The 13,584-nt window shown below is 67.5% G+C and carries 15 protein-coding genes and 1 riboswitch; of the genes, 3 read left to right on the top strand and 12 right to left on the bottom strand.

Annotation, left to right across the window (positions count from 1 at the left end; all coding sequences use genetic code 11):
- Positions 1-9 precede the first annotated feature (9 nt).
- Positions 10-2,319: an endopeptidase La gene (gene lon, locus VGC47_06050; GenBank protein ID HEX9854855.1), complete on the bottom strand. Its 2,310-nt coding sequence runs from the start codon at positions 2,317-2,319 to the stop codon at positions 10-12.
- Between the two features lie 185 nt (positions 2,320-2,504).
- Between lon and VGC47_06045 the strand changes: the two genes are divergently transcribed.
- A complete protein-coding gene (locus VGC47_06045; protein HEX9854854.1) occupies positions 2,505-3,095 on the top strand; it encodes a DsbA family protein in 591 nt (196 codons plus the stop codon).
- 46 nt (positions 3,096-3,141) lie between these two features.
- Here VGC47_06045 and VGC47_06040 read toward each other — a convergent pair whose 3' ends face one another.
- From VGC47_06040 to VGC47_06030, 3 genes are all read right to left on the bottom strand, one after another.
- On the bottom strand, positions 3,142-4,494 hold the full coding sequence (locus tag VGC47_06040; GenBank protein ID HEX9854853.1) for a dipeptidase: 1,353 nt from the start codon (positions 4,492-4,494) through the stop codon (positions 3,142-3,144).
- The gene (locus VGC47_06035; GenBank protein ID HEX9854852.1) at positions 4,494-4,745 is read right to left on the bottom strand and encodes a UBP-type zinc finger domain-containing protein; all 252 of its coding nucleotides are present in this window, start codon (positions 4,743-4,745) and stop codon (positions 4,494-4,496) included. The genes VGC47_06040 and VGC47_06035 overlap by 1 nt, the downstream gene beginning before the upstream one ends.
- A gap of 71 nt (positions 4,746-4,816) precedes the next feature.
- Positions 4,817-5,578: a dienelactone hydrolase family protein gene (locus VGC47_06030; protein HEX9854851.1), complete on the bottom strand. Its 762-nt coding sequence runs from the start codon at positions 5,576-5,578 to the stop codon at positions 4,817-4,819.
- Between the two features lie 140 nt (positions 5,579-5,718).
- Between VGC47_06030 and VGC47_06025 the strand changes: the two genes are divergently transcribed.
- Complete coding sequence (locus VGC47_06025) at positions 5,719-6,579, top strand: haloalkane dehalogenase (protein HEX9854850.1); 861 nt, start codon at positions 5,719-5,721, stop codon at positions 6,577-6,579.
- A gap of 94 nt (positions 6,580-6,673) precedes the next feature.
- A complete protein-coding gene (locus VGC47_06020) occupies positions 6,674-6,967 on the top strand; it encodes a hypothetical protein (protein HEX9854849.1) in 294 nt (97 codons plus the stop codon).
- Positions 6,968-6,994: 27 nt separating this feature from the next.
- On the opposite strand, the gene VGC47_06015 is transcribed toward VGC47_06020, so the two are convergent.
- From VGC47_06015 to VGC47_05980, 8 genes are all read right to left on the bottom strand, one after another.
- Positions 6,995-7,615, bottom strand: a complete 621-nt coding sequence (locus VGC47_06015) for an anti-sigma factor (GenBank protein HEX9854848.1) — start codon at positions 7,613-7,615, stop codon at positions 6,995-6,997.
- Positions 7,612-8,142: an RNA polymerase sigma factor gene (locus tag VGC47_06010; GenBank protein ID HEX9854847.1), complete on the bottom strand. Its 531-nt coding sequence runs from the start codon at positions 8,140-8,142 to the stop codon at positions 7,612-7,614. The genes VGC47_06015 and VGC47_06010 overlap by 4 nt, the downstream gene beginning before the upstream one ends.
- 401 nt (positions 8,143-8,543) lie before the next feature.
- Entirely contained in the window at positions 8,544-8,954 is a 411-nt protein-coding gene (locus tag VGC47_06005) for a hypothetical protein (protein ID HEX9854846.1), read from the bottom strand.
- Positions 8,955-9,033: 79 nt separating this feature from the next.
- Positions 9,034-9,525, bottom strand: a complete 492-nt coding sequence (locus VGC47_06000) for a CoA-binding protein (GenBank protein HEX9854845.1) — start codon at positions 9,523-9,525, stop codon at positions 9,034-9,036.
- Positions 9,522-10,823, bottom strand: a complete 1,302-nt coding sequence (locus VGC47_05995) for an O-acetylhomoserine aminocarboxypropyltransferase/cysteine synthase family protein (GenBank protein HEX9854844.1) — start codon at positions 10,821-10,823, stop codon at positions 9,522-9,524. The genes VGC47_06000 and VGC47_05995 overlap by 4 nt, the downstream gene beginning before the upstream one ends.
- A gap of 69 nt (positions 10,824-10,892) precedes the next feature.
- The gene (locus VGC47_05990; protein ID HEX9854843.1) at positions 10,893-12,206 is read right to left on the bottom strand and encodes an O-acetylhomoserine aminocarboxypropyltransferase/cysteine synthase; all 1,314 of its coding nucleotides are present in this window, start codon (positions 12,204-12,206) and stop codon (positions 10,893-10,895) included.
- Between the two features lie 24 nt (positions 12,207-12,230).
- On the bottom strand, positions 12,231-12,746 hold the full coding sequence (locus VGC47_05985; GenBank protein HEX9854842.1) for an OsmC family protein: 516 nt from the start codon (positions 12,744-12,746) through the stop codon (positions 12,231-12,233).
- Positions 12,747-13,020: 274 nt separating this feature from the next.
- Positions 13,021-13,123, bottom strand: a riboswitch (SAM riboswitch).
- 173 nt (positions 13,124-13,296) lie between these two features.
- A partial coding sequence (locus VGC47_05980; GenBank protein ID HEX9854841.1) for a thioredoxin family protein occupies positions 13,297-13,584 on the bottom strand: 288 nt, incomplete at its 5' end.

The following is a 13,584-nucleotide window of genomic DNA, read 5'->3' as shown; positions in this document are numbered from 1 at the left end:
CGGGCTGGGTCAGCCCATCGCCACCTCGAGCACCTCTCCGATCTCGCCGAAGGTGTGGAACCTCATCTCTTCACGAACCTGCTCCGGGACGTCGTCGAGGTCGTCGGCGTTGCGAGCGGGGAGGATCACCTCGGTGAGCCCGGCGCGGTGGGCGGCGAGCACCTTCTGCTTCACGCCTCCGATCGGCAGGACCCTTCCTTGCAGTGTCACCTCGCCCGTCATGCCCACCGTCTCGCGCACCTTTCGGCCGGTGAGCAGGCTGACGAGCGCCGTCGTTATCGCGATGCCGGCGGAGGGCCCGTCCTTGGGGATGGCGCCCGCCGGCACGTGGATGTGGAACCTGCGATCGAGCGCAGCCGAATCGATGCCGAGCTCGGCTGCGTGTGACCGAACGTACGACAGCGCGATCTGGGCGGACTCCTTCATCACGTCCCCGAGCTGACCGGTCAGCATCAGGCCGGGCTCGCCGCTCATGGCGGTCGCCTCGATGAAGAGCACGTCCCCGCCGCTCCCCGTCACCGCCAGGCCGGTCGAGACGCCCGGGACGCTCGTCCTGTCCTTCGCCTCGTCGTGATGGATCGGCCGCTTGCCGAGCAGCTCCTTGAGTTGGTGTTCCTCGGCGACGATCGGTGGCTCGGCCTCTTGGGTGGCGAGGCGGGTGGCGGCCTTGCGGGCGAGCTTGCCCAACTGTCGCTCGAGCCCGCGCACCCCGGCCTCCCGCGTGTACCCGTCGATGACTGCGGCGAGCACGTCATCCGACGCGATCAGCTCGCCTTCTTCGAGGCCGGCCTGCTCGATCTGACGCGGGAGGAGGTGGTCGCGAGCGATGGCGACCTTTTCTCGGTCGGTGTAGCCGTCGAGCCGGATGACCTCGGTCCTGTCGAGGAGCGGCGCAGGGATGGTGTCGAGCACGTTCGCCGTCGCCACGAAGAGTACGTTCGAGAGGTCGAGATCGAGCTCCATGTAGTGGTCCCGGAACGTGTGGTTCTGGGCCGGGTCGAGCACCTCGAGCAGGGCCGACGAGGGGTCGCCGCGCCAATCGGCGCCGACCTTGTCCATCTCGTCGAGCAGGAAGACCGGGTTCATGGACCCGACCTCGATGAGGGCGCGGACGACACGGCCGGGACGCGCCCCCACGTACGTCCGGCGGTGGCCGCGAATCTCCGCCTCGTCCCTGATTCCGCCGAGGGCGACACGGACGAACTTCCTGCCGAGCGCCCTCGCCACCGACTCGCCGAGCGACGTCTTGCCGACGCCCGGAGGGCCGACGAGCAGGAGGATGGCGCCGCTGCCCCGACCGGACGTGACGGCGTCGAGGCCGCGTTCGGAGCGGAGCTTGCGGACCGCCAGATGCTCGACGATACGTTCCTTGACGTCGTCGAGCCCGGTGTGGTCGTCGTCGAGCACGCCGCGGGCCTTGACGAGGTCGAGGTCGTCCTGTGTGGTGGTCTCCCACGGGACGTCGAACACGGTATCGAGCCAAGTCCTGATCCACGAGTGCTCGGGGCTCTGCTCGCTCATCCTCTCGAGTCGATCGATCTCTCGCTCGATGGACGAAGCGACGGAGTCATGCAGGTGGCGCGCCGCGAGCTTCGCTCTGTACTCGGAGGCGACGTCCGACTCGCCCTCACCCAGCTCCGACCGGATCGCATCCATCTGCTGCCTGAGCAGGTAGTCCCGCTGCGACTTGTCGATGCGCTCGGTGGCGTCCTCGCGGATCCGCTGCCGTATCTGCAGCTCGGCCAGGGTCTCGTTCATCCAGTCGAGGACGATCCGGAGCCGCTCCTTGACATCCGTCGTCGTCAACACCCGCACACGCTGCTCCAGGGTGAGGTCGGGTGAGTAGGCAGCGAGGTCGGCGAGCCTGCCGGGGTCCGACGAGTCCAGCATGCGCTCTACGGCGCCTCCGATCCCGCGATGGCTCATGATCTCGGTCACGACCGCCTTGAACTCGGTCGCCATCCGTCTCGTCTCCTCGTCGTGGTCCGCCTGCTCCTCCACGGGGAGCGCCTCGACCCAGAGCACGTCGTCTCCCCGTGGCGTGGCGGCGCCGATGGTCGCTCTGGAGACCCCGGAGATGAGAGCGGACGTCACGCCTCCCTGTGACAGCTCCTGGATGTCTGCGACCGTCCCGACCCCGGCGTACTCGCCGTCGACGACCGGAACGAGCAGGATCTGCGAGCCGGAGCTCTCGGCGGCGGCGATGGCACGCCGCGCCTCGTCCGACTCGACGGCGACCGTCACGACCATGTGAGGGAAGACCGCCCCGTTGCGGAGCGGCAGCACTGGCAGGGTCAGGGTGGAGAGGTCGTTCGCCAATGTGGTGCTTCCTTTCCTGGCGGCGTGTCGAATTGTAATGCTGTAATCCGGCGACCTATTCCCAAATCTGATAGAAAGCCGCTCATATAATGCCTGTTCCAGACTGGTAGCTGCGATCCGTAGACACCTCGTCGTTGCCCGGACGGTGCCGCGCTACCGTGGCGGGATCCGCACGAGGAGCGCACATGGCCCGCACGTTTCAGGTGACCTTCGACTACCTCTGCCCATTCGCCCGGATCGCCAACGAAGTCGTCGTCGATGCAATCGAGGACGGTGCAGGCTGGGACGTGTCGTTCGTGCCCTTCTCGCTCGCCCAGACGAAGGTCTCCGAGGACGAGACTCCCGTCTGGGAGCGGCCCGACGGAGCCGAAGGAACGAGGGGCGTGCTGGCTCTCCAGTGGGGCATCGCGGTCCGCGACGAGTTCTCGGAGGCATTCGGCGCCTACCACAGGGCCTTGTTCGACGCCCGCCACAGCGACGCGGCAGACATCAACGAAGAGGCGACGATGCGCAGTGTCGCCGAGACCGTAGGGCTCGATCCCGACGAGGTCAGTGCCGTCGTCGCAACCGGGCAACCGCTCGCAACACTCGGCGAGGAGCACACGGAGGCCGTGAAGCGCCATGGCGTGTTCGGCGTTCCGACGTTCATCGACGGGGACGACGCCGTATTCGTGCGCCTCATGGACCGGCATTGCCGCGGCGACGTCGAGCGCATCCTCGACATGCTCGCCTGGACGAACGTCAACGAGTTCAAGCGGACTCGGATCCCCAGATGACGCAGCGATCGCAACGACTCGGTCGGTGGTTGTGCCGGCGGTGAGCTCAGCCGTCGTCTCGCCGGTCCTCGGCGAGGAGCCGCATCGCGATCGCTTCAGCGACGATTCCCCGCTGCAGCTCGAGGAGGTCGAGGCTCTCGTCAGGACCGTGGGCGCGGCTCCCTGGGTCTGCCACACCCGTGAGGAGGATGGCGGCTTGCGGAAAGAGCTCTGAGAATGCCGCCACGAACGGGATCGAGCCCCCAGCCCCGATGTCGACCGCGTCGGTGCCCCACGCTTCTGCGAAGGCGTCGCGGAAGGCGGAATGAGCCACCCCGGTCGCATCGAGGTCGAAGGCCTCGCCGGTGGCACCGGGAGTGATCGTCACCTCGGCCCCCCAGGGCACGTTCTCCTCGAGGTGGGCCACGAGGGCTGCCATGGCGGCGTCCGGATCCTCGCCGGGAGCGATCCTGAGGCTCACCTTGGCTCTGGCCACGGGGACGAGCTGGTTGATCGCCTGAGAGACCGGTGGAGCGTCTACGGCCAGCACCGACACCGCCGGCTTCGTCCAGATGCGTGACGTGAGGCTCCCGATGCCGAGCATCTCCACGGAGTCGAGCGCCCCGGCGAGCTCGCGCAGCTCATCCTCTCCGAGGTCGAGTGGATCGGCCTCTCCCGACGTCAGGCCCGGGATCGCCACCTCCCCAGCCTCGTCGTGGAGCGACGCGATCATCCTGCCGAGGCAGGTCAGAGCGTCCGGGAGTGCGCCGCCGAAACTACCGCTGTGAACGGCATGGCGCAGCGTCCTCACCTCGACGACGCAGTCCACGAGTCCACGCAGCGAGACCGTGATGGCCGGAACTCCAACCCTCCAGTTCCCCGAGTCGGCGATGACGATGACGTCCGAGTCGAGGAGATCCTTGTACGCCGAGAGGAACGCCGACAGGTGGCGTGACCCGATCTCCTCCTCGCCCTCCACGAACAGCTTCACGTGGAGGGGAGGGGCGCTCTCGTGCGCCCTGACGGCGCCGAGGTGGACGGCGATCCCCGCCTTGTCGTCGGACGTGCCCCGCCCGTAGAGGCGCCCGTCTCGCTCGGTCGGATCGAAGGGCGGCGTCTCCCACTCGGTGTCCGGTCCGGGGGGCTGCACGTCGTGGTGGGCATAGAGCAGCAGGGTCGGCGATCCCGGTGGACCAGCGATCTGACCGAACACCGCCGGGTGCGCCCCTTCGATCTCCAACAGCCTGACGTCCCGGAATCCTGCCGAGAGCATGAGCTCCGCCGTGAGGTCTGCGGACTGCCTGACATGGGCGTTGTCGAACCCGTCGGCCGACACCGATGGAATCCTGACGAGAGCTTCCAGGTCGTGGCGTGTCCTCGGGAAGTGACGGTGGGCGGCCGCTTTGATGTCGTCGTGCATCAGTTGAGGCTAGGCGGGATCGGCTCGAGGATGGTCTCGTCCTGGTAGCACCACGCCCAGCTCTCTCCACGCTCGGCCGAGCACGCCACGGGGTGGCCTGCCTCGAGGGCGTGCCGGCGGGCGTGCCGGTTCGGCGAGCCGTCGCAGCACAGCTTGCGGTCGCACTCGTAACAGAAGCGGAGGTGCAGCCAGCTCCCACCGATGGCGAGGCACTCTTCGCACCCTCCGTCCGGAGCGGGCCGGGCGGTCACGCCGGCGAGGTGGCCGCAACCCGCCCTCACGGTCCGCCCTTCATCGGGCGGCGGGGGACGGCGTCGGGGCATCACCCGTTGGCCTCGATGAACGCCAGCACCCTCTCCCATGCGTCGGCCGAGTCGGCGGCGTAATCGTCCTGCTTGCGGTCGAAGAAGCTGTGAGGCGCTCCCTCGTACACCACGATCTCGTTCTTCACGCCTGCGGCGTCGAGCGCCTCCCGGTAGGCGTCGACGTCGGCCTGCGGGATTCCCGGGTCGTCGCCGCCCATGAGCCCGAGGATGGCGCCCCGCATCTCACCCACCCTGGCGACGACGGGCGGGGCTCCCTTCGGGCGGTCCGGCCGGCTCGGGTTGCCGTAGAACCCGACGGCTCCCGCCAATCCGAGTCCGTTGGCCGCTTGGTGCCACGAGTTGCTGCCCCCGAAGCAGAACCCAACGGTGAACAGGGACATCGGCTCTCGCCCCGACCGCAGGCGATGGATCGCCGCCACCACATCCGCCTCCAGCCCCTCTTGGGTGACCAGTTCGACGTGCGGCATGTACTCCCAGTCGTCGGTGCGCTTCGAGATGCCCGCTGTCCTGCCGAAGTAGTCGATGACGACCGCATCGACTCCTCTCTCTGCGAAGCGCAGCCCGAGCTCCTCGTAGAACCTGAACAGGCCTCGCACGTCCGGTAGCACGACCACGCCCGAGCGCGGATGGTGCTCGGCCCGCGCCTCGAATGCGGCGAACTCCGCCCCGTCGGCGGCAGTCAACACGAGGTCGTCGTGATGGATCGCGGCCCCGGAGATCGGGGTGATCGGCGGCAGGGCGTCCGTGTCGAAGCACATGTCGTTCCTCACGATCGGTGACCGACGAGCGTACCCATGACCGTGGACGCAAGCCATTTCGATCCGGCGTCGACCCGGGGTAAGTTCTCGGCCGGCCGGCATGGCCCATTCATCGAGGAGCCATACACCGAGGAGAGGGTGTGGAGAAGAGGCGGGCAGAGGTTCTCGGGCATTCGATGGCGTACGTCGAGGTCGGCGAGGGCGATCCGATCGTCTTCCTACACGGGAACCCGACTTCGTCGTACCTGTGGCGGAACATCATTCCGCACGTCTCGCACCTCGGACGGTGCGTCGCCCCCGATCTGATCGGCATGGGAGACTCGGACAAGTTCGACGACAGCGGAGCGGACCGTTATCGGTTCGTGGAGCACCGTCAGTACCTCGACGCCTTCTTGGAGCACGTCGGTGCACGCCGGCGTGTCGTGCTCGTCGTCCACGACTGGGGCTCTGGCCTCGGCTTCGACTGGGCGAACCGGCACCGTGACTCGGTTCGCGGCATTGCGTACATGGAGGCCATCGTCACCCCGGTCACCTGGGACGACTGGCCGGATGCGGCACGCCCGATCTTCGAGAGCATGCGCTCGAGCGCAGGTGAGGTCATTGTGCTCGAGAAGAACGTGTTCGTCGAGAGGATCCTCCCGGCGTCCATGCTGGGCGAGCTCACCGCCGAGGACATGGACGTGTACCGGGCGCCTTACCTCGTTGCCGGCGAGTCGAGGCGCCCGACGCTCACGTGGCCTCGCGAGATCCCCATCGAAGGGCACCCTGCCGACGTGACCGAAATCGTCGCGTCGTACGAGGCATGGCTGGCGGAGAGCGACGTGCCGAAGCTCTTCGTCAACGCCGATCCGGGGGCGATACTCGTGGGTAGGCAGCGAGAGCGGTGCCGGGCGTGGCCGAACCAGACCGAGGTCACGGTGCGCGGCGGCCACTTCCTCCAGGAGGACTCGCCGGATGACATCGGAGCCGCTCTCGAGGCTTGGCTGCAGTTCCTCGGCTGACCTGCCGATGATCATTCGAAGAGCTCCCGAAGGCTCCCCGATGTGTCGAGACGATGCGACTACTCTGCGTAGCGTCCAGATCGAAGGAGGAGGCGTGCAGGGATCGAGGCGTTCACGCCGCTTGCGCAGGGCGCTCCGGCGCGCCGGCTACCGCGGCGTCCATGTCGACGGCTTGGAGGCACAGGCGCTGTCATCGTCCGTCGCCCCGCAGCCGTCCCGCCCGATGAGCACGCCGTTCGTCGTCGCCCCCGGCAAGACCCGTTACCAGCGCAGAAGCGCCGGTCTGCCGAGGGGCATCGTTGGATTCCCCGGTCTCGGTGTCGAGGCACCTCAGTTCACCATCGACCTCACACAGGTGGACGCCGAGCTGGCCGAGTGGACGAGCTGACCTCGGGTCAGCCGTCCTGACCTCGGGTCAGCCGTCGACCGTGTCGAGCACCGTGACGTAGTCGTCGTAGGCGCCGACCGGTTGGAGCGTGACCCACAGTCGCGGATAGTCACGTCGGCTGACGGCGGTCCACAGCTCCACGTCCCCCGCAGTGCGAAACGTGCCGGCCGAGACCCTGGTGGCCGGGTTGGAGAACCACAACTCGTAGACGTATCCCTCGGGCGCAGGGTCCAGGCCGCTCACGGCGAGGGTGACTCTCGTACCCGAGTCCTCCCGCCACCCGGAAGCCAGGGCGCCGGCGCCGGGCGCCGAGCCGGTCGCCGCCAGCGTCACCTCCCAGTCGGGACCGGCGCCCCTCGTCGACGCGAACAACACGCCGAGCACCAGCGCGACGACCCCGGCGGCCGCGAGCCACGACAGCCAGTACCGCCCGGCCGGCTCTGCAGGAGCCCCACCGACGGCTGCCATGACCCTCGACTCGAGATCGGCGCTCGGCTCGATCCACACCGAAGGGTCGGAGAGCTTCGGCCCGACTGCCGTCAGCGCATCGTCGATGAGCCGGCAGTCGGGGCACCCGGCGAGGTGTGCCCGGCTCTCCTGGGTCTCGATGCGGCGGGAGCGGGCGCTACGGAAGTCGTCGCAGTTCATGCCGACGCCTCCTCGAGGTGGGCCAGCACCTCGGCGAGCCTCCGGTATGCGCGGAAGGAGCGCGACTTCACGGTTCCGATCGGGATCCTGAGCAGCTTGGCGGCCTCGTCGTGCGTCAAGCCGTCGAAGTGTGTCGCCCGCAAGACCTCGCGCTCCTGAGGGGGGAGCTCGTCGAGTGCCCGCCTCACCTCCCACGCGGTCCACGCCTGCTCGATCGACGGTGGCAGGGTGGCGATCTCGCGATCGCCGAGGTCCTCGGCTTGGTGGCGACGCTCCCTGCGGTAGAGGTCGATGGCGACCCTCCGGGCGATGGTGAACAGCCAGGGTGCGATGTCGCGCTGCGGGTCGAACCGGCCTGCCGCTTGCCACGCCTGCAGGAACGTCAGCTGGACGGCCTCCTCGGCAAGGCTTCGGTCGCCGAGCACGCGGTACGCCACGCTGAAGACGGGACGCCCGAGCCGGGCGTACATGTCACGGACGGCGCCCGGCTCTCCGGCGGCGAATCGAGCGCTGAGTGGATCGTCCATGGGCTCCAACGGTCGCTGCGAGCCCGACATGCGGTAGGGCTCCGCCCGTAGCCTATTGGCCCCCGCGACAGAGCGCGCCGGCGCGCCGGCCACCGTTGCCCCACTCGTTCCTGCGTCCGTGCGTCGCGGTGATGCGACGTGGGGACGCAGGAACTGTTCATCTCGAAGGTCGATCATCCCGATCGGGCCTGGCTCATCCTGTCAGGGATTACGCATGTTCCCGTGCACGCGGTTCACGCACGCCGGTCGGGACCCGGGTCGGGTGGCTGAGGGCCCAGCCGCCTGACTCGTCGAGGGACTGTGCCCGGCACCTTGCCGCCGCCCGACGGGGCAGGCGAGTCTGGCGCTTCGCGCAACGACCGGCGCCGACGGCGCCGGTCGTTCCGATCAGGTTCGTCGGATCAGGCTCCCTGCTTGGCCAACGTGTAGCCGCCGAACAGCAAGAGCCCTGCCGCCACGTACTCGACGATGGCGTAGAAGATGTCGGCGCCGTCGAAGAATCCGTTGCGGAGGTCGTACAGGAAGAAGTAAGCGACAACACCGCCGGCGAGGAGTGCGAGCCGCGAGACCCACCACCCGTAGTCGATCGGCATCGTCGAGCCTCGCATCCTGTGAGCAAACACCGCGAGCACGATCAGCACGCTGAGGAACCAAGGCAGTGTGCTCACGAAGTACTCGTCGGCGATCAGCCCACCGATCAGGTCGATGGCCACGATGACGAGGGCGCCGAGCGCCACGAGTCTCTCAGCCTGCCCCATCGAGCCCATCGCCTTGTTGATGGCGTCGGACGATGACGATTCTGGTGCCGTCACACCCACCTCCAGTCGAGTTGCTCAAGCGTAATCGGCAGAGGGTGGCCGATGCTGTCATCAGCGCGAACGGAGGGCGCACTCAGAGGGGCCGGCGTCTCCTCGACGAGATGACGTGCGTGTCGAAGCCGGCGTAGTGGAGGCCACCGTGCCAGCGGGCGTGCTCGATTTTGAGGCAGCGGTCCTGGACGACCTGGAGCCCGGCGGCTCGCGCAGTCCGAGCCGCTTCGTCGTGGCGGAGCCCGAGCTGAAACCACACCACCTTGGCGCCGACGGCGATCGCCTCGTCGACGACCTCTGGTATCGCGTCGTGCCGCCTGAAGACGTCGACGATGTGGGGGGCCTCCGGCAGGTCTCTCAGGGACGGGTAGCACTGCAGGCCGAGCACCGTCTCGTACATCGGGTTGACCGGATAGGTGCGCATCGATGTGCGAACCAGGTAGGCGGCCACGAAGTTCGATGACCTGATCGGGTTCGACGAGACCCCGACGAGTGCGATCGATTCGGCGTTCTGAATGATGTGGAGCCGCTCTCCCGCGGTGGCGTCCGGCACGGGCTCGACGGTCGTCGTCACGCCGTACCTCGGTGGCCGAGCGCCGCGTCGAGATCGGCGACGATGTCGTCGACGTCCTCGATTCCTACGGATATGCGGATCATGTCGTCGGTGACTCCCATCCCGGCCCGATCCTCTTGCGGAACCTGCTGGTGCGTCGTGGACGCCGGGTGGATGACGAGGGTCTTGGCGTCGCCCACGTTGGCGAGATGAGAGGCGAGCTCGACGCCCTGGATGAAGGAAACCCCGGCATCGAAGCCCCCTGCCACGCCGAACGTGAAGATCGCCCCCGGGCCCTCCGGCGCGTAGTGCCGGGCGTTGGCGGTCCACGGGTTCTCGGCGAAGATCGGGTAGCTGACCCACGCCACCCTCGGGTCGTCGTCGAGGAACTCGGCCACCCGGCGGGCGTTCTCGACGTGGCGAGCCATCCGCAGCGGCAGCGTCTCGAGGCCGATGAGCATCAGGAAGGAGTTGAACGGCGAGAGGGCGGCACCGATGTCGCGCAGCAGCTCGGTCCTCGCCTTCATCAAGTACCCGTACTCACGGAAGTTCTCCCAGAACCGCAGATCGTGGTAGGCGGGTGACGGGTCGGTGAGCAGCGGGAAGTTGCCGTTGTCCCACGGGAACGTGCCGCTCTCGACGATGACGCCCCCGATGACGACCCCGTGCCCTCCGATGAACTTCGTGGCCGAGTGCACGACGATGTCGGCGCCGTGCTCGATCGGGCGGCACAGGTAAGGCGTGGCGAACGTGTTGTCGACGATGAGCGGCACGCCGCGCTCATGGGCGATCGCCGCCACGGCGGCGATGTCCGGCACGTCTCCTCTCGGGTTGCCGATGGTCTCGGCGTAAACCGCCTTCGTGCGAACGTTGACCGCCTTTTCGATGGCGTCCGGGTCGTGGATGTCGACGAAGGTGACGTCGATCCCCATCCTGCGCAGCGTCACGTCGAACTGGGTGTAGGTGCCCCCGTAGAGGCTCCGCGAGGCGACTATCTCGTCACCTTGCTTCGCCAGAGTGAGTACGGAGATGAGCTGTGCCGCCTGCCCGGACGACGTCGCCAGTGCGCCGAGCCCGCCCTCGAGGGACGCCATCCGTTCCTCGAATGCGGCGTTCGTCGGGTTGCCGATCCTCGAGTAGATGTTCCCGAACGTCTGCAACGCGAACAGGTCGGCGGCATGCTGAGCGTCGTCGAACACGAACGACGTCGTCGCGTAGATCGGCTGGGCTCTGGCGCCGGTCTCGGGATCGGGGCGCTGCCCGGCGTGGACTGCTCGCGTCGAGAAGCCGTACCGGCGGTGGTCCTGATCCTGAGTCATCCGGGGGCCGAGCGTACCGTGGACCGGGGCGGCGTCGATGCGGCCCCGGTCCACACTTGCGTCTGCGGGCTATGCGGCCGCGGCTTTCGTGACCGCCGCGAACCCGCGTTCGAGGTCCGCTTTGATGTCGTCGATGTGCTCGATGCCGACGGACACCCGGACGAGATCCGCCGTGACCCCGGACGACCGTTGTTCCTCTTCGTCGAGCTGCTGATGGGTCGTCGACGCCGGGTGGATGATCAGTGTCTTGGCGTCGCCGACGTTCGCTAGGTGGGATGCCAGCTCGAGCGAGTCGATGAACGTCTTGGCGTCCTCGTAGCCACCTGCGATGCCGAAGCTGAGCACTGAGCCGAAGCCGTTGCGCATGATCCTCTTGGCGACGGCATGCGACGGGTGGGATTCCAGCCCGGTGTACGTGACCCAGGCGACCTGATCGTGCCCTTCGAGCCACTGAGCGAGCTCTGCAGCATTGTCCGAATGGCGCTGGACGCGCAGCGACAGCGTCTCGAGGCCCTGCAGGAACAGGAAGGCGTTGAAGGGCGAGAGGGCGGGACCGAAGTCCCGCAGCCCTTCGACCCTGACGCGGATCGCGAAGGCGATGTTCCCGAATGGTCCTCCGGGCCCGAACACCTCGGCGAAGTTCAGGCCGTGATAGCCGGGCGCCGGCTCGGTGAACAACGGGAACTTCTCGCTCCGCCAGTCGAACGAGCCTGCATCGACGATGACGCCTCCGATCGAGTTGCCGTGGCCCCCGATCCACTTCGTCGCCGAAGCGACGACGATGTCGGCGCCATGTTCGATGGGGCGGATGAGGTAGCCGGCGGCGCCGAACGTGTTGTCCACGATGAGCGGGATACCGGCTGCGTGCGCCACCTCTGCGATCCTCGGTAGGTCCGGCACGTTGTACTGGGGGTTGCCGATCGACTCGACATAGATCGCCTTCGTGTTGTCCTGGATGGCCGCCGCCAGGTCATCGGGATCGTCGCCGTCGACGAACGTCACCCCGATTCCGAGGCGCGGGAAGGCCACCTTGAACTGGTTGTAGGTGCCGCCGTACAGGTAGCTCGTCGAGACGATGTGATCGCCGGACTGCGCCAGGGTGGTGACGGCGAGCAGCTGTGCCGCCTGTCCCGACGCCGTGGCAACTGCGGCGACACCTCCCTCCAGCGCGGCAACTCTCTTCTCGAACACGTCGTTGGTCGGGTTCATGATCCTGGTGTAGATGTTGCCGAACTCCTGGAGCCCGAAGAGTCGGGCAGCGTGGTCGGCGTCATCGAACACGTACGACGTCGTCTGGTATATCGGAACCGCCCTGGCGTGCGTCGTCGGGTCGGCATCCTGCCCGGCGTGGACCTGCAGGGTCTCGAATCGATACTCGGTCATGTTCGTCTCTCCTCGATGGGTGGTTCAGGCGAGGTCGATGCTGAGCGGGATCGCCCTGCTGAGGGTGTGTCCGACGGGCGACGTGCCGACGACCTTGGCGTGGAGCGCCTCGACCGCAGCGCGGTCGGCGTCGGTGTCGAGGTGGACCGAGACTCGCAGGTCGTCGTATCCGGCGTGTCCGTCTCGCAGGCCGAGGAAGGCGTGCAGGTCGAGGTCGCCCTCGAGGTCGATCCGCAGGTCCTTGATCTCGATGCCCGCGGCAGACGCTCCGGCGGCGTACCCGACCGCCAGGCAATTGCCGAGGGCGGCGATGACCTGCTCGACAGGATTCGGGGCCGTGTCCGTCCCGCCGAGTGCCGGCGGCTCGTCGGATGGGATGGGAGCGAAGTCCCGGATGCGGGCGACGGAGCGAAAGCCGCCGTCCCACTCGACGGTCGCCTTCCAGGTCGTCGCCGCCGTGATCGGACTTTCCACGATCGCCTGGGCGAGGCCGCCGACGGCCTCGAGGTCGACCTCGTTCAATGCATTCGTCGTCGTCATGCTGTTCCTTTGGTAGGCCCGGAGTCGTCCGGGGTGAACGTCGTCAGAGAACGCCGAGGCAGAGCCTCAGGTGACCTCTCGGGTGGTGGCGTTCGCTACGAGCGTCGTCCGCTCGGGTGAACCACCCGAGAGCGCGGACAACACATGGAACAGACATGCGACGGCCCGAACGTACGGGCCGCTGATCCGGCGGGTCTTCGATACGACTCCATCTGCGGTCTCCTCTCACTCGACGCGCTCTTCGAGCGCCGTGAGCGGGAGTCCCGCTGCCGGCTACTCATCGATCAGGCATTGGCACCGCCCTACGGAGGGTGTCACCCTCCTCGTCGGTTGCCGCGGTTTCACAGGGCCTGTCCCTCCACCGCTCTGGATGAGCGCGTTGTCAATGGCGGGGAAGTATTCGGCAATCGGGACCGGATGTCAAGCCCAGACCATCTCCGCCCGTTCACGCATGGCTCGGCGACGGGTGGTTTGCGGAGTGAAGGCTCCGGGTCTCGACGACGCTTATGCCATCGAACAGGGCCTGAGCGACGAGACATGGACGTCGCCTCTATTTGGCGGCCGACTCCTGGTCATGTTCTGCGATCTGACGTCGGACGTCGTCCATGTCGAGATCCCGTACCTGACCGATGAGGTCGTCCAGCGCATTGCGGGGAAGAGCCCCCGGCTGGGAATACAACATCACCTGATCGCGGAAGATCATCAGGGTCGGGATCGAGCGAATGCCGAACGCGCCGGCAAGTTGCTGTTGGTCCTCGGTGTCGACCTTGGCGAAAACGATGTCGGGATTGTCTTCGGCGACGGCCGAATACGTGGGTGCGAAAGCGCGGCACGGCCC

The organism is Acidimicrobiia bacterium (genome assembly GCA_036396535.1).
Lineage (GTDB): Bacteria > Actinomycetota > Acidimicrobiia > Spongiisociales > UBA5794 > DASWKR01.
This window is presented reverse-complemented; position numbering and strand designations above follow the sequence as displayed.